The following is a 21,711-nucleotide window of genomic DNA, read 5'->3' on the forward strand; positions in this document are numbered from 1 at the left end:
CTTGGCTAGCCATCAAGGAAAGTACGGTCACCTAGCTGGCCAAGCAAGCCATCGAGCTAGATATGTTTCTTCCTGGCTAGTCAAGCTGTAACGTACAGTCATGTTTGGCGATGGCCTCAACCCAGACGACCCCCGACCGGCGTCGCAGCAGATCGCGAACCTGCTCCGGGCCGCGATCGTCAACCGGCAGCTCGCACCCGGTGACCGCCTTCCGTCGCAAGGCGCGCTGGCGCAGCGATATGGCGTCGCACGGGAGACCGTGAAATCGGCGCTGCGCATCCTCCGAGACGAGCACCGCATCGTGACGCGGCAGGGTTGCGGCACGTACGTGCGCTCCCAGGCCGAGCGTCCGATCGGGCTTCGCCCGCATATCGAGGCGGCGTTCACCCGCCCACACGTCACGGTCGACTTCGCCGGCTTCTCAGGGGAGACCTTGCACGGCGCGCTTCAGGAGCCACTGGACCAGATCCGAGCCGGGATGCTCACCCCGGAGTCGATCGCCGTGCGGATCCTGCTTCCGGACCTCACCACGTTGGCCCTTGTGCCGTCGCCCGTTGACGCCAGCAACCTCGGGGAGAAGGCAAAGATCCGCGAACGCGCTCGCCGGATCGCCGCACGCCACACCGAAGCGATCGTCGAATCGGTGCTCGAACTCGCCGAACTCGGCCTGACGCGGGGCGCGAGTGTGGAGATCCGGCACCACGGCACCGCGGCGCTCTTCAAGCTCTACCTACTCAACGGCGAGGAAGCGTTCTTCGGCTTCTATCCGCTGGTGACCCACACGGTCACGATCGAGGACTCACCCGTCAACATCGTCGACGTCCTGGGTAAGGACGTCCCGCTGTTTCACTTCGTCCTCGGAGACCAGGCCGACGACATCGGCACGCAGTACGTTGACCAGGCCAAATCGTGGTTCAACAGCGTATGGGCCGTGGCTCGTCCGCCGGCGGCGTGACGGACCTCCGCCGCGAACGGAAGTGACCCACCCGGCGGGTCGGATGGGCCACTTCGATTGGGTGGTCTTACTTGACCATCACTCGATTGACCGGCTCCTCGAAACTGACCGTCGTCGACATGCGGAGCAGGCCGGGCAGGTCGGCCAGTCGGTCGAGGATTGCGTGGGCGAGACGGTGGGCATCGTTGCAGTCCACGGCAAGCGTGGTCAGGTTGATGATGTAGGTCTGTTCGGAGGCGTCGACTTCGGTCGACGTGGAGTCGACGGGCCGCCGGGACGACCGCCTGCGTCTTCTCAAGAGGTGACTCCTTTCGATTGGCCGCGCGGCGTGTGACGTCGAGGACCAATTGGTCAATGAGCTTCTCTACATCACATGGCCGTCTTGGCTAGTCATTTGAACGTAAGCGTGGCTGGCGGAGATTCGCAAGGCGCGTGACCCGATATTTCTAGCCTGGCTAGCCAGGCTGTAACGTGGCGCCCATGAGCGTCGATCTCGGTCAGCTTGGCGATCTGGAGCCGGACGATCCGAGGCCGGCATCCCAGCAGATCGCCAACCTGCTCCGGGCGGCCATCCTCACTCGACGGTTCGCACCCGGCGAGCGCCTGCCCTCCCAGAACGAACTGGCCGAGCGGTACGGAGTCGCACGCGAGACCGTCAAGTCGGCGCTCCGCACTCTTCGCGACGAGCGTCTGATCGTCACCCGGCAGGGCAGCGGCGCCTTCGTGCGCGCCCAGACCGAGCGGCCCGTCGGACTCCGGCCGCACGTCGAGGCCGCGTTCGAGCGGACCCACGTCTCAATCGACTTCGCCGGCTTCTCAGGCGAGACGCTGCACGGCGCCATCCAGGAGCCGCTCGACAAGATCCGCGCCGGTCGCCTCACCCCGGAGTCGATCGCGATCCGCATCCTGCTGCCCGATCTGTCCGCGCCGGCCGCTGTCCCGTCACCGGTGGAGAGGGGAGCTGATAGCGCCGGCGTGCGGGAACGGGCCGAACGCATCACCCGCCGCAGCACCGAGGCCATCATCGAATCGGTTCAGGAATTGGCGGACCTCGGCTTGGTCCGGTCCGCGACCGCGCAGGTCCGCCGCCACGGCGCCGCAGCCCTGTTCAAGGTCTACATCCTCAACAACGAGGAAGCCTTCTTCGGCTTCTACCCCGTGGTCGAGCGCAGCGTGACAGTCAAGAGCAAGCCCACCGCCATCTATGATGTGTTGGGTAAGGACGTGCCGCTCTTCCACTTCGCCGCCAGCGACGAGACCGAGTCACTGAACAGCCAGTACGTCCACCAGTCCCGAACCTGGTTCGACAGCGTCTGGAACACGATCGCCAGGGACCACCCCCTGTGACCGACGACCAGTTGGCTGCCGTACTCAGCCGCGCCCGCGTCATACTGCTCGACTTCGACGGGCCGATTTGCTCGCTATTCGCTGCGTATCCGGCGTCGCAGGTTGCCGCCGACCTTCGCGCCGCGATCGAAGCCCGGTTCGGCGAGGTGCCAATGCTGGCGGACGTCGACGGCCCGTTGCAGTTGCTTCGCCGTTACAGAGAGGTCTGCTCTCCGGAGATCGCCACCTTTGCCGCCGAGACCCTGCGCGACTGCGAGGTGGTGGCCGCCGGTAGCGCCATACCGACTCCAGGAGCCACCAACGTGTTGGAATCCGTCCGCGCTTCGGGCAGGCCGGTCGCGGTCGTCAGCAACAACTCGGTCGAGGCCGTTGCCGCTTACCTCGACTGGCACCAGTTGCGCCACTGCGTCGACCTGGTCGTCGCCCGCCGCGTCGACATGGACCCGCGGCTCCTCAAACCTGACCCTTATCTGCCGAGGCAAGCGCTCGCCGGAATCGGGATAGGCGCGGTCCACGCTGTGCTGGTGGGTGACTCGATCAGCGACATTGAGGCCGCACGTGCCGCTGGTGTGCCTGCCATCGGCTACGCGAACAAACCCGGAAAACGCGAGGCACAGGCTCACGTCGGCGCACACGCGACCGTGACCGCGATGACGGAACTCGTCGACGCCCTGAATAAAGGATGACCGATGACCGAGGTTGACGCAGACGGGCCGACGGATTCGCGCCTTCGCGTACCTGACCGGGTCATCGACGGCGTGCGGCTCCGGTGGCCGGATCGCGCCGAGGGCTGGATTGCAGCCGCTGCCGCGGAACTTCGCGAACTGTGCGCGGCTAATGGCGCCAAACCTCGAACCGTATTCGCCGCTCGCTATGGATACGTCGTTGCCGCCGAAACCCCGACCGGCGGGATCGTCTTCCGCTCCACTCCAGACCCTGACGGCCCGCTTCAAGGTAAGGTCGCCAGCGCGCTGGCCGATATCGGTGCCGGGCCACGCGTTCGCGCACTCATCACCACAGCCACCGGAACCTGGACCGTCATGGACGAGGCGCGGCCAGGCACACCGTTGCCGCATGCCGACCGATCCAGCCTTGACCCTGTGGCTCTGCTCGCCCCGATACGCAGGATCGTCGACCAGCCCGCGCCGGCACCCGAACTGCCGTCCCTCATCGACTGGCTGCGCGATCGCCTCGAAAATGACGATCTTGCCGACTTGGCTCCGAACACCACCGTGGCACCAGCGGAGCAGCGCGAACAGGCTCTCTCGATCCTTGACCAACTAGCCCTAGACCACGTGCCAGGTTTGTGTCATGGGGATGCCTCCGGCTGGAACCTGCTCGCCGACGACACTCATGGCTGGCTCCTTATCGACCCTCGTGGGGTTTCTGGCGAAGCGGCATACGATGTCGCCGTACTCGCATTCAAATTTGCTGGGAACCGAACCGACAGGGCGATCGTCGACTTGGCTTGCCATTTGACGGGGCAGGACCCCGAGCGGGTCAATGCATGGATATCGATTGCTGGTGCCGCTCGGATCTGAGTATCACTCGCAGCTATCTCTTGATCACCAAAGGCGTGTATCCTCGGGGGCTAATCTGCGAGTGTGAGCCCAACCTCAGTCATCGGCGAGGGGTGGTATGAGCAAACAGGAAGACGATACCGCTTTCGAGAATGAAGTTCGGCGCATTGCGCGGTGGCTCTACCCCGGCACTGATGGACAGGGGGCGATGTCAATTGCGGGTCGCGAACGTGACGCAATACTAGTTAATGACGATGTCGCAGTCGCAATTGAGGCGACCGTGTCGCGGAACTCGGCGAAGGCGCGGTCGGACGCGGAAAAGCTCATCGATTCCCTCAACTACCTCAGAGCAACATATCCAGATCGACCGGCCCAGGCATTCTTCATCACATCGAGTGAGCCGTCGGACCAACAGCGAGATGCAGTCGAAAGGGTCGCCGGACAGGCTGTGACGTGCATGTCGCTCGACGTATTTCGTAGTCGACTAGTCGATGTTGGAGAGTATCTGACTCTTCGTGACCTGGCGCCGTTCGGAAGCGCACGCGATCCTGCGGACGACCAGAATCCAAACCCAGGCGACTATAGTCCAATCGATTTGTTGGATTTGAGGGATCAAAGCACTCACACCGTAGACGGGTTGACGGAATCGATTCGCGCCGGCAAGCGGTGGGTACTTCTCGGTGACTACGGCGCTGGGAAAAGCATGACACTTCGCGAAGTTTACTTTTCTCTCGTCCGAATGTATCGCTCCGGGACTGATTCGTACCGTTTTCCACTGTATCTCAACATGAGGGAACATCAGGCTCAAACAGATCCTGTAGAGGCGATTGAAAGGCACGCACGGAAGATTTCCTACCCTCGTCCGGATAAACTCGTGAGAGCTTGGCGTAGTGGAATGTGCCACTTGCTAATCGACGGCTTCGATGAGATCTACTCGCCGCCACTTGCTGGTGTCAGCCGCGATGCTGACTCTCTGCGAGAATTGAACTATCAGGCCGTGGAACTGGTGCGTGCGTTCGTGCGCGAAAGCCCGTCGGGTCCCGGGTTGGCGGTAAATGGCAGGACTCATTACTTCGCGAGCCAAGAGGATCTTCTGACCGCGCTCGACCTAGATTCCGATACACCGATCTATAGTCTCTCGGACTTCTCTGCTGGACAGATGCGTCAGTATCTATCGCGGCATGGCTGGTCGACTGATGTCCCAGAGTGGGTACCCCGTCGCCCGCTCCTCTTAGGATGGCTCGCTTCGCGGGGACATCTACAGAGTGCCGTTGATGCGAATCATTTGTCTCCGGCTGACGGGTGGGACTGGTTGTTGGGCGTGATTTGCCGACGAGATGCCCGGGTAGAAGGTGGGATTCCGGGAGATCTTCTGCGGCAAGTGCTGGAGCGGATTGCAACCAACGTCCGACACACCGCAAACGGTCTCGGCCCGGTCTACGTCGATGATCTGAGAAGCGCTTTTCGCGATGTAATGAAATACCCGCCGAATGAGAAACAGGAAGTCCTACTTCGTCGTTTTCCGGGGCTTATCATCGACAACCCATCGACAGGAAGCAAAAGATTCATAGACGCTGATGTAGCGCAGGTTGCACGAGCAGGTGATATCTCTCGTTACGTAATGTCACCGTCGTCTTTCCTCCTGGATTCCAAACTATGGATGAATCTGCTTGGCCCCCTAGGTACGGCAGTATCTGCCGCGCTTCTAGAAAAGGTTCTCCAAGAGAAGGCTTCGGGGGCAATCAATCACGCCCTCACGCACGCGTCGAGGCGTCATCAAGATACGTTGGTCGTTGACCTGTTCTTCCTTGCGTTGGAACTAGATGTGACTGACTTTGACTTCCGACTCACCATTCGAGAAGTGATTCTGCCTGAATTTCGGCTTGGTGAGGACGAGGCAAATCTTGGCAGCGTCGAGTTCCAGGACTGTATCATCGAGCGGCTCGAAATTGGAAACTATGACAACGTCGATAAGCTTCCCAAATTTTGGGGGTGTGAATTCGTTGAGATAGACGGCGTCGCGCGTTACGACGATCTTCCGCCCCTCTTCAATGACTGCAAATTTGGTAGCTTTTCACGGGAAGCTAGTACTACAAACGCACTTGTCAATCTGAACCTTCCGCGAGGCCTTCGATTAGGACTGGTCATCTTGCGCAAGGTTCACGCGCAAAAGGGGGCGGGGAGAAAGGACACGGCCCTAAGGAAGGGGATCCCACCACAGGAACGCCAGTATGTAAACGCCGTTCTAGACGTGTTGGCGTCCGCTAGGCTTGTCTACGCCTCGAAGCGAGGATCGGTCACGGTGTGGTTGCCGGTCAAATCTCAATACCCGCGCGTTCGAAAATGGCTGAGTTCTCCGGAAACAGCAAGGGACGATGTCGTGGATAAGCTACGAAGCATTTGATTCGATGTCCGGCCCGAGCGTCATCCGGTTCGACGGGTCACGCTGGCTCGTCTCGAGATTCCCGTTCCATGGCGACTGACTGCCGAATTTTTCTCTATTAGATCAAGGGCCGCGCTCCGCGCGGCCTGGCGCGGTAACCCGGCCCGGCGGTCATCCGCCCCGGCTGCCTGCGGCGCCGGGGCGGGAAGCCGCCTGACGGGCCGGCTAGCCGCGCCGGAGTTCGACCCCTACAGGGGTGCGTCGCGACGGTCGCTAGTTCGGCCGCCACCGTCTCGCACACGGGCAATGGCTGCCGCGCCGCTTCGCGGCTTGCCACCGAATCAACGTCCCCGGCCGCCGTCGAGTTCGACAACGACCAGGACTGACGCAGCAGCCTCCGCCGCCCAGCGCCTTCACGCCGCCGCCGGGCGCCAAGGACACCGAGCCTGGCGTGATGGCCCCTACGGTGACCTCTCGACTTGGACCAGGCAAGATGTTTCGAAGGGCCTCCCCCGGAATGGCGTCCAAATATCAATGACCCTTACTAAGCCTCACGTAGCCGCCAGCGATCGAGGCTTATCACATTGTCGGGCTTTGGCGTCGGCGGCCCGACCGATTCTGGTTGATTCACTTTTGGGCGCTGTCCACTGATCATGGAGGCGACCAGGTCGGCTGGCCAAATGCCCGACATTTGAGCTACCGCGTGCGGAACGGCGATTCCGAGGCAGCGCTCCATCCAAGTAACCAACAGTCGTGGGCGTTCTATCTCTCGCGCATCCCAGCCAGGTTCGTCTCTTCCCCAGCTTCTGCCAGTGGCCGAATTCATGCGGGTATAGAGTTGGCGCCGCAGCGTCTCGAATCTTTCTGCATCAACCAAGTTGTTGGCGTGTAGGTGTGTGATTAGCGCTCCGAGCGAGATGCCCCAACGCAATTTGACCTCAGTTAACGAGGCAAGAGTGACATGCGCGGGGAGCTCCTTACGGACGGCTGACGCGGGCGCAAGTAGCTCGCTCGCAAAGGCGCTGGCCTGATTCTCAGAATCGGGTGTTAGTCCGCGACTATGTAGGGTGATGTGTCCAAGTTCATGTGCCACCGTCCATCTCACTCTTTCCCAGGACGGATTCGCCCGGAGCACGGTCACGGGCCGATCAGCGTGCTCCCCGACTCTGGTGGAATAACCGAGGTGCTTTTCTGTGACGGCATCAAGGGCGAGGTCTTCGGGATCATGGATTGCCATTCGCTGAATATTGCCGCGCACGATGACCGGAACGCCTGCTCGTTCCATGAGGTGTATCAAGTGCGGGATAGGCTGATCGTCCGGCAAGCTCAGTGCCCGACGGACTTCCTTTCCTGCTTCGGCCATGGACGTATCGGCCGGGAGCGTGGGTATCTTTACGGCTGGCAGCCGATGTCGGCCATCCAGCCACTCAAGGACTTCGCCGACAGCCCGTGCGAACTCGGCTAGGTACGCCTTTTCCTTTTTTGGTGTTGCCACAGGTGCACGAAACAGGAGGTCGTCAATCGTGACAGGCGGTGGAGGCGGCTCAAGGAAGTATTTTTCCGGAAACTGTAGGAGGCTGCTAATAATAGCGAGTTGTTCAGGATCAAGGAACGCGCGCTCGGAATATTCGAGACGCGTTTGTTTTGACGCTGGCCACCCAAGTTTCGTGGCGACCTCCGACGATTTCATACGTCGGAGAGTGCGGGCAGCGCGAACTCGATCACCGAAGACGTTCACTAGCACGGCTTGCCACCAACTGTTTTGAAGTTGGAAGCCGCGATCACTATGCCAGGTCGTCGCCCGTGTCCTCGTTCGGGAACTCGTCGTCCCATCCAAGATCGATTGCTGGCGGCGGTGTCTTCCTCGCATAGAGCGCGGCAGAACCGATCGGAATTTCTAGCTTGCCGAATATCCGCGGCGTTTCCTTGTCCCGTTCTAGCGCTCCGAGCCACGCCTTGCGTAACGACTCGGTGCCCGGGTCGGCATCCCAGAGCACCGCCGGCTCCCAGGAGGAGGCGATCCAGTTGAGACCGAAGAGCGTGTCCTCTTCTGGGTGAGTCACAGGGATGAGGGCGTCGTCGGGCTTGACAACCGCAGCGAGTTCTGTCCGGTTTCGCCGGGGATGTTTCCGAACGCGTATCGGCGTGTCCGCCGGATCGATCAGGAGGACGGAGCAGTTCGCTCCCTCCTTGACACGGAGCTTTGCTTTCTTGAATTCGTCCAGCTCCGAATGCCAAAGGACCAGATTCCTGACGTTGGTGGCCAACACCACGCCGCGGAGCTTGTGTGGCGGAAACTTCGGCCTGCTCTGCGCGTACGTCTCCTGGATGGAGGCGTCCAGAGCCGCCGTCACGTACAGCAGCGCCTCGCCGTTCCGGTCGTGGATCACTTCTAGGATCTGACCGATGCGCGGGTGTAGGTCCACGCCTGAAATTTTGCACGCCAGGACCTCCATGCGCAAGTAGTAGTGGCTCCATAACGCGGTCGGTTGTGTTCGAACAAGCTGTTCGAACGGTGAACGTACCTCATGATCGATGTGTGCTTCGGCTACTAGTGACCAATCACCACAAAGTGGAGTGCCGGATCGGTGACGGAAGCCTGCCTGCTTCGGCCAGGTTCGAGGTAACGACAAGCGTCTCGGATTGGTACCGTCGAGGCATGAGTCAGGCGACCCCGGACCAGACCCAGCCGACGTCCAACGCGGAGCGGCTGCGCCTAGCCATGGGGTGGGAGCGGCTTCCCGAGATGAGCCCCGAAGAGCGGGAGAAGTTCGACGCCGACCAGCGTCGCTTCGATGAGGAGATCCGCCGCTTCTACGCCGACCCCGCCGCGTGAGCGAGGCCCGCGTACTCGACCACACCGCGATCATCGCTCTGTTCCAGGGCAACGACCAGGTGTTCCGGCTGTGGCAGCAGGCCGACGAAGGCGAGTTCACCCTTGTGATGCCGGCCGTCGCGGTGGCCGAGGCCAACAACGTGATCGGTGCGACCAGCGACGCTTGGCGGCCCTTGCTCGACGCCGTCCGGGTTGAGGTGACCCCGCTGGACCAGTCGACCGCCATCGACACCGCGACCGGCATCGGATCGCTGATCGTCCGCCACGTGCTCCACGAAGCCCGGGAGATCCGGGGCGGCATCGTTACCGGCGCACCGTGGCAGTACCCCGCCGGCGTCGTACCGATCTGGACCATCTGACTTCTCCCTCCCGACGGCAGTTCGCTGGAGTGGGCCGGCATGATCATCGGGCACACTTTGGGCACACCTGAGCCTGGTAACGGCTGTAAGACGTCGGCAGGCGATGACGAGTAACTCGCAGGTCGGGCCGTCTATTCGACCGATTTCTATGGGCTTGATCCGGCCTCGCGGAGTAGGGGTTCAAGTCCCCTCGTCTCCACTCTTCACCGCCACAACCAGGCGACGCCGCGTCGGCGCTCCTGGCAATGCCACCACTGGACGTAAGTCTCCAGCGTGATTCGCGGGGTCGTGTGGCGCAGGAGCCGCCGCTGGGCGGCCTGCGGTTCCCGCAATTCGTGCTCTGCGGTGTGGCGTGGAAGTGCCGCACTGCGTCCTCCTGGGTGGCCGGCCAAGGGCTTGGAGTTCGCACCGGATAGTGGCTGAGTTCGTCGCCGGACGGGATGACGGTGTTGCGTCGCCGGTCGGCTAAGTCGGCGGGTTTGTACGGCCTCCAGGTTCGACCGGGCCTCGACCGGGCCTCGACCGGATCTCGACCGGGCCGTCGGCTGACAGTGTCGAGCGGGCGTACGGGCTCGACTCGCACCGGTCTTCACTGGATCTCCTCGATATCGACCCGGGTTGTGCTTGCTGAGCGGGCACCATCGTCGATTGTGGGGATTCCTTGCTCGCTCCGGTGGCTGCCCGTTCCGGCCGGGATGGTGGGCGTCGCCCTCGGCTTGTATCTGCCGCTTGGGGTTTACGACCTTGGGCATCCCGAAGTGTTCGACCCGGGCAGCCCGGACATGACCGGGGCGGTGGCGGTCCTGGCGGGGATGGGGCTCACCGTCGGGGCGTTGGTGGGTGCGCCGGTCGTCATGGTGGTGTTCGCGCTCGGCACCGCCCGGGTGCGTCGGGGGAGTCGGCGGTGGCATGGCGTCATGGTGTTCTGCTGCGTCCCCGGCGTGCTGGTTGGCTTCTCGTTGGGAAGAGCGGCCATGTCGTCGGCCGTCTGGGGCGCCCCGCAGGCGCCGGCCTGGCATGGCGCGCTCCTCACGGCCCTGCTGCTGCTCTACGCGGCCGGCTCCATCGGGAGTGCCATCGCACTGCTGATGCCGCAGACGTACCGGTACCTGCGTGCCGGGGTCAGATAGCGGTGGACAAGGCTTGGGACAGCCTGTGGACAACGCATCGAAGTCGGTGCACAGGGCGGTTCACAACCTGTGGACGAGTGGTGGGGCTTCTCGGTCATCGCGGGATTGAACTGCCAATACGGTGTCCACAGGCTGGGGGTGGGGGATCCCGGGTTCGTGCGTGTCGTTCGTGCCCCGAAAAGACGGGGATAAGCTGGCACCGTGCTCCAGGTACTGAGCACCATCTGGGCCGCGGGCTGGCTCTGGGCCAGCCTGCCCGCCCAGGACATGGTCTCGCTCACCGCCGCCGCGGCTGTGGCCGTGCTTGCGGTCCTGGCCGCCGGCGCTCTGCGCCGGGCCGCCGTTGTCGGCGGCGGGTCGTACGGGGTCCGTACCGGGGTGGTGGTCGCCCGGAGGTGGACCTACGCCGTCCCCAAGATTGGGGACCCGGATGCGGCCGGGCGGGCGCGACCGCGCGCGCCCACGGCGGACCCGGCCGCGTAGCAGTCGCTTTTCCCCAGATACCGGTACACCGCGCCTGCGCGTGGCCTTCCGTGCTGTCCACAGCCGACAACCCGGAGGTTCGCGATGTCCCTGACCATGCCCACGTTCGGGCCGCTCGATGCGGCGGCCGACGTTGCCTACGACCTGCTCTCCCGGCTCGCCGCGGCGCTCGCGCCGATCGACGGCGGTGCGGCGACCGTGCTCGCGATCGTGTTGTTCACCGCGGCCGTGCGGTTCGCGCTGATACCGCTGTCGAAGCGGCAGGTGCGGGCGGCAAAAGCGCAGGCCGACCTGCTTCCCCGCGTGCGTGACCTGCAGCAGAGGTACCGGACGCAACCAGAGCGGCTCCGGACGGAGCTCGCCCGCCTGTACGCGGAGGCCGGCACGAACCCGCTCGCCCCGTTCCTGCCCGCGCTCCTGCAGGCGCCCGCCTTCATCGTGCTGTACCACGTGTTCACCGGCACCGGAGCGCTGCTCTCGACCACGCTGTTCGGCGTACCGCTCACCGCGCAGGGACTGGCCGCCGGATGGGTGCTCGCCGGCCTGGTGGGTGCGCTGCTCGCGGTCGCGACGGTGTCGGCGCGGCGATCGGTGCGGTCCGGGCAGCCGCGGTGGACCCTCGCACTGCCGTACCTGACGGTGGTGCCGGCCGTGTTCATGCCGGTGGCAGCCGGGTTCTACCTGCTCACGTCGGTGACCTGGTCGGCCGTGGAGCAGGTGGTGCTACGGCGTTAGCCGCTCTCGGGGGAGACCTGCGGCGTCTGCTCCCGCTGACGCCGCCGGTCGGCCTCGAGCATGCCGTCGCGCACGGCCAGCCGGATCACCCAGTAGAAGCCGTACAGCGCGACCCCGGTGAAAACCAGGCCAATGAGGGAAGTAAGCGCTGAGCCCATCACTTGACGGTAATTGGCCGGCCGCTATCTGTCATGCCGATCCCGATGGAGGGGCGCGTCCCTCCATCGGGAGCCGCGACCGCCGACGTAGGTGTGCCGTGGATCCCATTACGGTCACCGTTTAGATGATCTTCGCGTTCTTCGCCCCGAATCAGGGGATTTGTATAGGCAGCTTTAGCACTGATTGATGTGGATATCACGATCTGGCGATCGATCGGTTACTCAGCAGATATTCACCTCCAGCTAAGTCGTGCATAAGGTGCCCGGGTTACCTCGTGCCGTCGTTCCTGGGGGATGGCTTGTTCACCCGTGCCCGTCGTCGTTCCATTGCCCGGATCTCCGCCGTGCTCGCCGTTGTGGCCGGAGCCGCCGTCGTCGCGTTGAACCGGGCGCCCAGCGCGGAAGCGGCCACGCAGCTGCCACCGGGCTTCGCCGAGCAGGTCGTCTGGGGCGATCTGAACATGCCGACGAACATCGAGTTCGCTCCCGACGGCCGGGTGTTCGTCGCCGAAAAGGGCGGCGTCATCAAGGTCTACGACAACGTCAACGACCCGCGGCCGACCGTGTTCGCCGACCTGTCGCGCAACGTCCACAACGTGCACGACCGCGGGCTGATCGGCCTCGCGATCCACCCGGAGTTCCCGGTGCAGCCGTACATCTACGTGCTGTACACGTACGACGCGCCGCCCGGAGCGGAAGCGCCGTACTGGAACGACGACTGCAACCGGGTCGGCGGGCCGACGATGGGGAAATGCGTCGTCACCGGACGGCTGTCCCGACTCCAGGCGGCCGGCAACGTGATGACCGGGTCGGAGCAGGTCCTGATCCACGAGTGGTGCCAGCAGTTCCCGAGCCACTCCGTCGGTGACCTCAAGTTCGGCGCCGACGGCATGTTGTACGTCAGCTCCGGCGACGGGGCGAGCTACGACTTCGCCGACTCCGGCCAGTGGGACAACCCCTGCGGAGACCCGACCAACGAGGGCGGCGCCCTGCGCTCGCAGGACCTGCGCACCACCGCCGACCCGACCCAGCTCAACGGCACCATCCTGCGGCTGGACCCGTCGACCGGCGCCGCCGCGGCCGGCAACCACAACGGCGCCAGCCCGGACGCCAACGCCCGCCGCATCGTGTCGTACGGCCTGCGCAACCCGTTCCGGTTCGCGATGCGTCCGGGTACCAACGAGGTCTGGCTCACCGAGGTCGGCTGGAACGGGTACGAGGAGGTCAACCGCGTCCCGACCGACACCATGGGCAACTACGGCTGGCCCTGCTACGAAGGCAACGGCCGGCAGGACGGCTACGACGCCGCGAACCTGCCGGTCTGCGAAGAGCTCTATGGGACGGACGCGGCCCGCGGCCCGTTCTTCACCTACTCCCACGACGACAAGGTGGTGCCGGGGGAGAAGTGCGTCCCCGACAACGGGTCGTCGTCGTCCGGGGTGGCGTTCTACCCGTCCGCCGACGACACCACGTTCCCGGCCGAGTACCGCGGGGCGATGTTCTTCTCCGACTACAGCCGCGGCTGCATCTGGGTGATGATGCCGACCGGCGCCGACGGTCTGCCCAACGCCGACGACCGGCGCACGTTCGCCGCGGGCGCCGAGATGCCCGTGGATCTCGCGATCGGACCGGGCAGCGACCTCTACTACGTCGCGGCGACCGGCTCGGTGCGGCGCATCCGGTACTTCTCCGGCAACCAGCCTCCGGTGGCCGTGATCCAGGCTTCGCCGACGTCGGGCGACTCGCCGCTCGCGGTGCAGTTCGACGGGTCCGGGTCCACCGACGCCGACGCCGGCGACCAGGCGACCCTGACGTACGAGTGGGACTTCACCGGCGACGGCACCGTCGACTCGACCGCCGTCGCACCGACGTTCACCTATCAGAAGGGCGTGTACACCGCCCGGCTCACTGTCAAGGACATGTTCGGGGTGACCGGGACCGCGACCGTGCTCATCCAGTCCGGCAACGGCGCGCCGACCGCGTTCATCGACACACCGACCGCCGGAACCACCTGGCGCGTCGGCCAGAAGATCGAGGTGACCGGGCACGCCACCGACCCGCAGCAGGGCACCCTGCCGGCGGCGGCCCTGGAGTGGCAGGTGAACCTGCACCACTGCGAGACGATGGACGCCTGCCACGTGCACCCACTCAACTCGTTCACCGGCGCGGGAGGCACCGTTCTCGGTCCCGACCACGAGTACCCGTCATGGGTGGAGCTCGTGCTGACGGTGACAGACGACGAAGGCCTGAGCCACTCGGTGTCGCGACGGCTGGAGCCGCGCACGGTGAACCTGACGTTCACCAGCAACCCGGCGGGGCTGCGGATCGCGGTCGGCTCGTCGGCGCAGGCGACGCCGTTCACGAAGACGGTGATCGAAGGATCGAACAACCAGATCAGCGGCGTGACGCCGCAGTTGTACGCCGGCAACCAGTACGTGTTCGTGAAGTGGAGCGACGGCGGGGCACAGACGAAGATGATCGTCGCGAACAGTTCGACGGCGTACTCGGCGACGTTCGCGCGTCCGTGCGTCGGGCGTCCGCCGGCACCGTCGCGCTGTTGATCCGGACGGCGCGCTGTTGATCAGGCGCGCTGTTGATCAGGCGCGCTGTTGATCAGGCGCGCTGTTGATTCAGACGGCGTGCGCCCGCAGCCAGTCGAGCGCCGGCGCCGCCGTGGTCATCACCGAGATGTGACCCTCGGCCGGACGCAACCACAGTTCAGCCGAGGGGCAGCGGCGCGCGAGCCACTCGCCGTGCGCGCTCGGGATGATGCGGTCCTGTCCACCGTGGACGATCAGTACCGGCACCCGGACATCGGCCGGGTCGAAGCCCCACGGCGCCATGTAGGCCAGGTCGTCGTCGATGCCCGGGCCGGGACCGTTGGCGTTGCCCGTCCGCACCACCTCGCCGAACCAGGACCAGTCGCCGTCGAGCGCCGCCCAGTCGGCGGGGGTGAACTCCGGGTCGTACTCGTCGGCGGTGGCCTCGTACCGCTCCTTGGCCTCGCGTCCGCCGGCCGCGGCGGTCAGGGCGCCGATCCCCGAGGCGTTCATGCCCGCGAAGTAGTCGAAGTCCGCGGGGTACGGCGCCATCGACGACACGCTCACCACCGCCGTGACCCGCTCCGGGAGCAGCGCGCCACAGGCCAGCGCGTGCGGCCCGCCGCCGGAGTGGCCCATCGCGGCGAAGCGCTCGATCGCCAGGGCGTCGGCGACCGCACTGGAATAGGTCGCGGCCGAGTGGATGGGACGGTCGGGCGCGGGCGTCGACCCGCCGTACCCGGGCCGGTCGTACGAGATCCACCGGATGCGGAGCCGATCGGACTCGGCGAACAGCGGCCGCGGCGGCGCACCGGTGTTCGGGGTTCCGTGGTGCCAGACCACGACCAGGTCGGCGTTGGCCTGACCGGTGTCGTAGGCGTGGAGCACCGAACCGTCGGGAAGGGTCAGATCGAACTCTGCAACCACGCGGTGACACTAGCCTCGCGATCTTCCTACCCGCGAGGCTCTTTTGGGTAGTTTGTTCGCATGACAGTGCAAATGACCGAAACGTCGGAGGCCGACGCCGGTCCGCCGGACACCGTCCTTGGCCTGCTGGTCGGGTCGATCAACAACCTGACCGAGCCCATCGAGGACGGCTCCCCGATCAACCTGTTCGTGCAGGGAATCCTGTTGAGCGGCCAGATCATCCCGGACTGGCAGTGGTTCGAGGAGCAGGCGACCCTGAACCCGGGCGCGTCACCGGAGGCGATGATCGCCGAGATCTTGAAAGACAAGCGGGACCGCGTGCGCCGCCTCCGCGGCCGCGTCCTCGACGATCTGACGCCGGAGGAGCACGAGGAGGCGTTGGCCCCGCCCGCGTTCATCCACCTGAAGAACTGCCGGGTCTTCATGCCGCAGCCGGTGCCGTCCAGCGGCGACCTCTACTGGCGGGGGAGGCTGGCGGACATCTCCGGCTGGTCCTACGGGCAGCTCATCCCGTCGGGCTGATCCGGGCCAGGTCCTCGATGACCTGGGCGCCGGGCAGGTCGGCGAGAGCGGCGCCCGGAAGCTCGATCTTGCTGCCCCGGATCCCGCTGCCGATGATGACCCGCGCCGTGGCCGTGACCCGCGAGTCGACCAGCACCGGCCATTCCGGCGGCAGGCCGATCGGCGTGATGCCGCCGTACTCCATGCCGGTCAGCTCCACGGCCTCGGCCATCGGCGCGAAGCTGGCCTTGCGCACGTCGAGCAGCTTGCGGACCACTCCGTTCACGTCGGCGCGCGTCGTGGCGAGGATGACGCACGCGGCGTACCGGGTGACGCCCTCGCGCTTGCCGGCGACGACGACGCAGTTGGCCGACTCCTCCAGCCCCACGTCGTAGGCGGCGCAGAACGCCGCGGTGTCGGCGAGGTCCGGGTCGATCGGCGCGACGAGCACGTCGTCGACGGGCCAGGTGGTCAGGGCGTCGACGACCGGCGGGGCCAGCAGGTCGGCGCGGTCGCGGGCCGGTTCGGTGGCGAGCTTTCCAAGCACGGCGTCCATCTTGGCACCCCGCGAGGCGTCCCAATGAAGGGCATTGACCAGCACAGATGTGGTTGCACGTGAAACATCGGATTCACCCGTCCGGTGACAACCCGGACGGCCACACGTGACGTCTACTAGGGCAGTGGCCCCGTCGTGCGCGGGGCCACGCCAGACCACCTTCCAGTCAGGTAAACGAAACGGGCCTCGCCTCCAGTGAAGGCGGGGCCCGTTTCGTTACCGGGGGGAGGAGAACGTCAGTTGTTCGGCTCGGCCGAACTGATGCCGCCCAGCACCGACTCCGGGTCGATCCGTTCGGCGAGGTCGCCGATCGACACGACCCCCACCAGGCCCTGGTCGTCGTCGCAGACGAGGAGACGCCGGACCGCGCGGTCGCGCATGAGCAGCGCCGCCTGCTGGATGGTGTCCTCGGGACGAACGGTGACCAGCTCCCGGGTCATGACCTCACCGACGGTGGTGGCCTCGGGGTCGCGGCCCTCGGCCACGGCCCGCACCACGAGGTCGCGGTCGGTCACCATCCCCGCGAGGCTGGGACCGTCGGCTACGACGACGTCACCGATGTCCTGCTCACGCATGGTGCGGGCAACCTCGGCGATCGGGGTCTCGCTCGGCAGGTAGACGACGCTCGTCGTCATCACATCTTTGACCGTCTGCATGCGCCATCGGTTACCCAGTGAGGTCGGCCACTAATCGACCGACGGGCACCTCCGCGTGCTCTCCCGTGGCCCTCTGGCGGAGCTCCACCGCACCCTGGTCGAACGCCCGCCCGACCACCACCGTGGCCGGTGCCCCGATCAGCTCGGCGTCGGCGAACCGCACCCCCGCCGACAGGCCCGGCCGGTCGTCGAGGAGCACCCGCAGGCCGGCCCGCTCCAGGTCCGCGGCCAGCGCGGCCGCCGCGTCCAGCTTGTCTTTGCCCAGAGCGAGCAGGTGGACGTCGACCGGCGCGATCAGGCGCGGCCATGCCAACCCGCGGTCGTCGGAGCACGTCTCGGCGATCACGCCGACGAGACGCGAGATGCCGATGCCGTACGAGCCCATCGTGATGCGGACCGGCTTGCCGTCGGGACCCGATGCGTCGAGCCCGAACGCGTCGGCGTAGCGGCGGCCGAGCTGGAAGATGTGCCCGACCTCGACACCGCGCCGGAGCGAGAGCGGCCCACCGCACGTGGGGCAGGGGTCGCCGGAGCGGACATCGGCGGCGTCGATGGTGCCGTCGGGGGTGAAGTCGCGGCCGCAGACCACGTCGACCGCGTGCTTCCCGGGCTCGTTGGCACCGGTGACCCACGCCGTACCGGGCGCGACCCGCGGGTCGACGAGGTAGCGCAGCTTGATGTTCTGCGGTCCGATATAGCCCTTGACCAGATCGGGCCTGCCGGCGAAGTCGTCGAACATGCTGACCTTGGCCGGGTGCAGGGCGGCTTCGACGCGCTTGAGGTCGACCTCGCGATCGCCGGGCACTCCGATGGCGACGAGTTCCTCGCCCACCCGGACGACCACGTTCTTGAGCGTCTGCGCGGCGGTCCAGTCGGTGCGGCCCTGCAGTGCGAGGTGGTTCAACCGGGCGACGAGCGTGTCGATGGTCGGGGTGTCCGGTGTGTCGAGAACCGTGAGCGGACCGTGCTCCGCCTCGTCGGCCGCGGCTGGCCGCACCGCGATCGCCTCGACGTTCGCGGCGTAACCGCACGACGCGCACTGGGCGAACGTGTCCTCGCCGGCGTCGAGCGGCAGCAGGAACTCCTCGGACCGCGAGCCGCCCATGGCGCCGGCCATCGCGCTGACCGGAACGGCGGGCAGGCCCAACCGCGCGAAGATCCGCTGGTACGCCTCGCGGTGCAGCTGATACGACCGGTCGAGGCCGGCGTCGTCGAGGTCGAAGGAGTACGAGTCCTTCATCAGGAACTCGCGGGCGCGCAGCAGTCCGGCGCGGGGGCGCGGCTCGTCACGGAACTTCCACTGCGTCTGGAACAGGACGACCGGGTAGTCCCGGTAGCTCGCCAGCACGTCGCGGACCAGGAGCGTGAAGAACTCCTCGTGGGTCGGCGCGAGCACCGAGTCCCTGTCCTTGACCTGGAAGAGGTCGAACTCGCCGGTGCGGCCCGTCCGGTCGTAGACGTCCCGCGGCACGAGCGCGGGAAACAGCACCTCCTGGGCGCCGATCGCGGCCATCTCGTCCTTGACGACGCCGGTGATCCGGTCGAGCACCAGTTTGCCGAGCGGTAGCCACGTGTAGCCGCCCGGGGCGGTGCGACGGATGTACCCCGCGCGCACCAGCAGCCGGTGACCACGGACCTCGGCGTCGGCCGGATCCTCGCGAAGGGTACGCACGAACAGGGAGGACATGCGCAACATGCGTCCGACCCTACTTTGTTCAACAACCGGTTTACGGGCTGCTGCAGGCGTTACGGGGTGCGTAGCTCCACGCTGCTGAAGCCCACCCGGCCGGCGCCGAGATCACGGGGGACGGCGATGCCGAGCGCCATCCGTCCGCCGGGGAACCGGCCGTCGTCGTGCCGACCGACGAACCCGTCGTGCAGGTACAGCGAGATGTCGCCGCCCCGCACGACCAGGCCGACCACCGTCCGGATGCCGGTGCCCAGCTCCGGGACCGGGAACCGCGCGAACTCCGCGATGTCGCCGGCAGCGTGGTGGTGACCGAGCACCAGCTCGGTGCGGCAGACCTCGAGCACGTAGCTGGAGTCCTTGCCGGCTTCGTGCAGGCCGCGCCGGAACCAGATGCCGGCGCAGGCCTGCCCGTCGAGCAGGTACACGTCGAGCCGCAGGGCGAAGTCGGTGAGCTCGTCGCGCTGGCCGGGGCAGCGGAAGATGCCGCCCTTGCGCATGTCGACCTCGAGCCGCCCGTTGCGGAAGCCGCATTCGACCTTCTCGGCGACGTCGGCGGTGGCCGACCAGCCCCGCTGGGTGCCGAGTGAGTCGGCGTACCGCACGGCCCACGTCGGGAACGGGGGACCGGCGGAGGGCCGGGCCGCGTTCCGGTCGCGCCCGGTCGGCACGGTGACGATGAGCGTCACGGCCGCGGCGGCAAGCAGAAACACGACCGCGAGCAGGGCGACGGCAGCCCGTGCCCGCCGCGGCTGCGGCGCCCGGGTAGGCGCGACGTCGTCCGGATGCGCCCGTCGCGGAGGAGCCGGCGGCCCGGGCGGAAAGGCCCGGTCGTCTCCGACAGCCGGTCGCTGCGCTGGTGGTGGTTGCGCTGGCGGTGGTTGCGCTGGTGGTGGTTGCGCTGGTGGTGGTTGCGCTGGTGGTGATTGCGCTGGCGGTGGTTGCGACTCCAGTGGCCGGGTCTGAACCGGCGGCGCTTGCTCCACGGGCGCGAGGATGTCCGGTGGACCGGCCGGCTGTACCGGGACCCGCAGCATCCTGGTCATCGGTACGGGTTCGGCCGGTGGCGCCGGCCGCGGTGGGGCGGACCAGTCGGGCGAGACCTCCTCGGTGACCGCGTCCTCATCGTCGACGACCGGTGGGGTGACGGCGGGGCGTCCGGTCAGCGGGGTCAGGTCGGGCCAGCCGTCGGCGCCGAGCGCGGAGGCGTTTCCGGCGTGGTGTCCCGGGTTGCGCTGCAGCTGGCGGGCCGGGCCGGCGTTGCGGGGGGTTCCGTGCGAGGCGGGAAGCAGGCGAGCGGTGTCGGCCGTCGACTCGACGCCGGCGGCCAGGGGGTGGACGGCGATCGCCGGTGGGAGCGGGGGCCAGAGCAGGCCGGTGCCGGTGGACGGGTCACCGGCGCGGGCGCCCGGTATGGCGCCGGGACGCAGGGCGCTGGCCGGCAACGTCGCCACGGTCGGCGATGTCGCCACGGCCGAAGCGGCAGAGGAGCCGGCGGCGGGGGCGGCGGAAGCAATGGCCGCGCCGGAAGGGGCGGCGGAAGAAACGGCCGCACCATCGAGGGCGGCCACGGGGGCGCTGGCAGGGGCGCCGGCAGGAACGGATGCAGGGGCGCCGGCCGGGATGGCGGAGGAGGTAGCGGCAGGAGCGGCGGGGGTGGGTACGGCGGGTGCGGTGCCGCCGGGCATGGCGGGGAGCACGCTGCGTCCCAGCGGTGCGGCCGGTAGCGCACCCGGTCCGACGTCGGCCGTGAACGGCTCGGTGCTCAACCCGGCCGCCACCGGTAGCACCGTGCTCAACGCCACCGGGTCGCGGTCGTCGTCCGGGGACCGGGTAGCCGCCGGCGGGACGCCCGGTGCGAAGACGCAGCCCTCGGCCACCACGGTCTCCGGCTGCTCGGTGACTGTCGGCGGTACGCCGAACGCCCGGTGCAGCGCCGTCGCCACCAGGGGGATGCGGCTCGAACCGCCGACCAGGAGCACCTGCGCGGGGGTCACCTCGCAGTAGCGGGACAGGCCCTGTGCGGTGCGCACGGTCCGGTCGATCAGGGGTTGGGTGATCTGTTCGAACTCGGCCAGGGTCAGCGGGACCTCCTGGTCCAGCAGCGGCGGCCGCATCACCACGGCCGAGGTGCGCGACAGCATCTCCTTCGCCACCCGGGCCTCGGCCCACAGGTCCTGGCGCAGCCGGCGGTCCTCCGGCGACCTCGGCCGCGACAGGCGGTCCCAGGCCTCGTCGGTGTACTGGTCGCGCAGCCAGGTGACCACGGCGCCGTCGACGTCGAGGCCGCCGACGTCGTCGAGGCCGTCGCTGCCCAGGACCTCGAACGAGGTGCCCGCGCGCAGCACGGTGACGTCGAAGGTGCCGGCACCCAGGTCGTAGACCAGCATCGCCGCACCGGACGGGACGCTGCCCCGCAGCACCGAGGTGAAGTACATCGCCGCCGCCACCGGTTCCGGGACGAACACCGGCGTGGGCAGGCCGACCGCGGCGGCCGCGTCGGTGAGGGTCAGGCGGCGGACCGGGCCCCAGCCGGCCGGGTGCGACAGCACCAGCGTGCCGGGGCGGTGGCCAGCGACCCGGGTCGCCTCGTCGGCGACGCGGCCCAGGACCGCGCCGATGAGGTCGGGAACCGCGCACTCGAGGCCGCTGAGCAGCACCGTCCCCTCGTCGATGTGCCGCTTCGGGTTCGGCTCGAGCCCGGCGGGGCGGTGGCGTCCGTGGTGCAGCGCGTCGCGGCCGACGAACAGCACCCGGTCGGGGGCCGCGAAGACCGCCGACGGCAGCACCGGCGTGCCGTCGAAGAGGAGTGGCGTGACGCGGCCGTCGGGACGGCGCAGCATCGCGACCGTGTTCGACGTGCCGAAGTCGACACCGAGGACAAAACCGTCACCCCCCGTCATGTCCCGCACTCTACGGACGCGGGGTCCGTCGTCAC

Annotated in this window: 21 protein-coding genes; 12 read left to right on the plus strand and 9 right to left on the minus strand. The window is 66.9% G+C overall.

Going from position 1 to position 21,711, the window contains the following annotated elements:
* The first annotated feature begins 100 nt into the window (after nucleotides 1-100).
* Complete coding sequence (locus tag Voc01_RS06125; protein WP_203926275.1) at nucleotides 101-955, plus strand: winged helix-turn-helix domain-containing protein; 855 nt, start codon at nucleotides 101-103, stop codon at nucleotides 953-955.
* A gap of 67 nt (nucleotides 956-1,022) precedes the next feature.
* Here the strand turns inward: Voc01_RS06125 and Voc01_RS06130 are convergent, their stop codons facing one another.
* Nucleotides 1,023-1,253 carry a hypothetical protein gene (locus Voc01_RS06130; protein WP_203926276.1) on the minus strand — a complete coding sequence of 77 codons (231 nt, stop codon included), beginning with the start codon at nucleotides 1,251-1,253 and terminating at the stop codon, nucleotides 1,023-1,025.
* 182 nt (nucleotides 1,254-1,435) lie between these two features.
* Here Voc01_RS06130 and Voc01_RS06135 point away from each other — a divergent pair, with 182 nt between their 5' ends.
* The 4 genes from Voc01_RS06135 to Voc01_RS06150 all read left to right on the plus strand — a co-directional run bounded on the left by Voc01_RS06135 (nucleotide 1,436) and on the right by Voc01_RS06150 (nucleotide 6,226).
* A complete protein-coding gene (locus Voc01_RS06135) occupies nucleotides 1,436-2,302 on the plus strand; it encodes a GntR family transcriptional regulator (RefSeq protein WP_203926277.1) in 867 nt (288 codons plus the stop codon).
* Nucleotides 2,299-2,988, plus strand: coding sequence for an HAD family hydrolase (locus tag Voc01_RS06140; RefSeq protein WP_203926278.1), 690 nt, complete (start codon nucleotides 2,299-2,301; stop codon nucleotides 2,986-2,988). Before Voc01_RS06135 ends, Voc01_RS06140 begins: the two co-directional genes overlap by 4 nt.
* A gap of 3 nt (nucleotides 2,989-2,991) precedes the next feature.
* Nucleotides 2,992-3,843: an aminoglycoside phosphotransferase family protein gene (locus tag Voc01_RS06145; RefSeq protein WP_203926279.1), complete on the plus strand. Its 852-nt coding sequence runs from the start codon at nucleotides 2,992-2,994 to the stop codon at nucleotides 3,841-3,843.
* A gap of 97 nt (nucleotides 3,844-3,940) precedes the next feature.
* Nucleotides 3,941-6,226, plus strand: coding sequence for an NACHT domain-containing protein (locus Voc01_RS06150; protein ID WP_203926280.1), 2,286 nt, complete (start codon nucleotides 3,941-3,943; stop codon nucleotides 6,224-6,226).
* A gap of 523 nt (nucleotides 6,227-6,749) precedes the next feature.
* Here Voc01_RS06150 and Voc01_RS06155 read toward each other — a convergent pair.
* A complete protein-coding gene (locus Voc01_RS06155) occupies nucleotides 6,750-7,895 on the minus strand; it encodes an ImmA/IrrE family metallo-endopeptidase (RefSeq protein ID WP_203926281.1) in 1,146 nt (381 codons plus the stop codon).
* A gap of 94 nt (nucleotides 7,896-7,989) precedes the next feature.
* Nucleotides 7,990-8,661 (minus strand): hypothetical protein, encoded by a 672-nt coding sequence (locus Voc01_RS06160; RefSeq protein ID WP_203926282.1) that lies wholly within the window; start codon nucleotides 8,659-8,661, stop codon nucleotides 7,990-7,992.
* Nucleotides 8,662-8,864: 203 nt separating this feature from the next.
* Between Voc01_RS06160 and Voc01_RS06165 the strand changes: the two genes are divergently transcribed.
* The 5 genes from Voc01_RS06165 to Voc01_RS06185 all read left to right on the plus strand — a co-directional run bounded on the left by Voc01_RS06165 (nucleotide 8,865) and on the right by Voc01_RS06185 (nucleotide 11,748).
* Nucleotides 8,865-9,041, plus strand: a complete 177-nt coding sequence (locus Voc01_RS06165; RefSeq protein ID WP_203926283.1) for a hypothetical protein — start codon at nucleotides 8,865-8,867, stop codon at nucleotides 9,039-9,041.
* The gene (locus Voc01_RS06170) at nucleotides 9,038-9,400 is read left to right on the plus strand and encodes a PIN domain-containing protein (protein ID WP_203926284.1); all 363 of its coding nucleotides are present in this window, start codon (nucleotides 9,038-9,040) and stop codon (nucleotides 9,398-9,400) included. The genes Voc01_RS06165 and Voc01_RS06170 overlap by 4 nt, the downstream gene beginning before the upstream one ends.
* Before the next feature lie 782 nt (nucleotides 9,401-10,182).
* Nucleotides 10,183-10,530 carry a hypothetical protein gene (locus tag Voc01_RS06175; RefSeq protein WP_203926285.1) on the plus strand — a complete coding sequence of 116 codons (348 nt, stop codon included), beginning with the start codon at nucleotides 10,183-10,185 and terminating at the stop codon, nucleotides 10,528-10,530.
* A 201-nt stretch (nucleotides 10,531-10,731) separates the two neighbouring features.
* Nucleotides 10,732-11,013 carry a DUF6412 domain-containing protein gene (locus tag Voc01_RS06180; RefSeq protein WP_203926286.1) on the plus strand — a complete coding sequence of 94 codons (282 nt, stop codon included), beginning with the start codon at nucleotides 10,732-10,734 and terminating at the stop codon, nucleotides 11,011-11,013.
* A gap of 84 nt (nucleotides 11,014-11,097) precedes the next feature.
* The gene (locus Voc01_RS06185; RefSeq protein WP_239159987.1) at nucleotides 11,098-11,748 is read left to right on the plus strand and encodes a YidC/Oxa1 family membrane protein insertase; all 651 of its coding nucleotides are present in this window, start codon (nucleotides 11,098-11,100) and stop codon (nucleotides 11,746-11,748) included.
* On the opposite strand, the gene Voc01_RS06190 is transcribed toward Voc01_RS06185, so the two are convergent.
* Nucleotides 11,745-11,906 carry a hypothetical protein gene (locus tag Voc01_RS06190; RefSeq protein WP_203926287.1) on the minus strand — a complete coding sequence of 54 codons (162 nt, stop codon included), beginning with the start codon at nucleotides 11,904-11,906 and terminating at the stop codon, nucleotides 11,745-11,747. The genes Voc01_RS06185 and Voc01_RS06190 overlap by 4 nt on opposite strands.
* A gap of 344 nt (nucleotides 11,907-12,250) precedes the next feature.
* On the opposite strand from Voc01_RS06190, the gene Voc01_RS06195 reads away from it, so the two are divergent.
* The gene (locus tag Voc01_RS06195) at nucleotides 12,251-14,467 is read left to right on the plus strand and encodes a PQQ-dependent sugar dehydrogenase (protein ID WP_239159988.1); all 2,217 of its coding nucleotides are present in this window, start codon (nucleotides 12,251-12,253) and stop codon (nucleotides 14,465-14,467) included.
* A gap of 69 nt (nucleotides 14,468-14,536) precedes the next feature.
* Here the strand turns inward: Voc01_RS06195 and Voc01_RS06200 are convergent, their stop codons facing one another.
* Nucleotides 14,537-15,373 (minus strand): alpha/beta fold hydrolase, encoded by an 837-nt coding sequence (locus Voc01_RS06200; RefSeq protein ID WP_203926288.1) that lies wholly within the window; start codon nucleotides 15,371-15,373, stop codon nucleotides 14,537-14,539.
* A gap of 72 nt (nucleotides 15,374-15,445) precedes the next feature.
* Here Voc01_RS06200 and Voc01_RS06205 point away from each other — a divergent pair, with 72 nt between their 5' ends.
* A complete protein-coding gene (locus Voc01_RS06205) occupies nucleotides 15,446-15,895 on the plus strand; it encodes a GvpU-like protein (RefSeq protein ID WP_203926289.1) in 450 nt (149 codons plus the stop codon).
* On the opposite strand, the gene Voc01_RS06210 is transcribed toward Voc01_RS06205, so the two are convergent.
* The 4 genes from Voc01_RS06210 to Voc01_RS53985 all read right to left on the minus strand — a co-directional run bounded on the left by Voc01_RS06210 (nucleotide 15,879) and on the right by Voc01_RS53985 (nucleotide 21,676).
* Nucleotides 15,879-16,430 carry a YbaK/EbsC family protein gene (locus Voc01_RS06210; protein ID WP_203926290.1) on the minus strand — a complete coding sequence of 184 codons (552 nt, stop codon included), beginning with the start codon at nucleotides 16,428-16,430 and terminating at the stop codon, nucleotides 15,879-15,881. The genes Voc01_RS06205 and Voc01_RS06210 overlap by 17 nt on opposite strands.
* A 236-nt stretch (nucleotides 16,431-16,666) precedes the next feature.
* The gene (locus Voc01_RS06215) at nucleotides 16,667-17,086 is read right to left on the minus strand and encodes a CBS domain-containing protein (RefSeq protein ID WP_203926291.1); all 420 of its coding nucleotides are present in this window, start codon (nucleotides 17,084-17,086) and stop codon (nucleotides 16,667-16,669) included.
* 10 nt (nucleotides 17,087-17,096) lie between these two features.
* Entirely contained in the window at nucleotides 17,097-18,782 is a 1,686-nt protein-coding gene (locus Voc01_RS06220) for a proline--tRNA ligase (protein WP_239159989.1), read from the minus strand.
* Nucleotides 18,783-18,832: 50 nt separating this feature from the next.
* Nucleotides 18,833-21,676: an Hsp70 family protein gene (locus tag Voc01_RS53985; protein WP_203926292.1), complete on the minus strand. Its 2,844-nt coding sequence runs from the start codon at nucleotides 21,674-21,676 to the stop codon at nucleotides 18,833-18,835.
* Nucleotides 21,677-21,711 lie beyond the last annotated feature (35 nt).

Source organism: Virgisporangium ochraceum (assembly GCF_016863655.1).
In the GTDB taxonomy this organism is placed as follows: Bacteria; Actinomycetota; Actinomycetes; order Mycobacteriales; family Micromonosporaceae; genus Virgisporangium; species Virgisporangium ochraceum.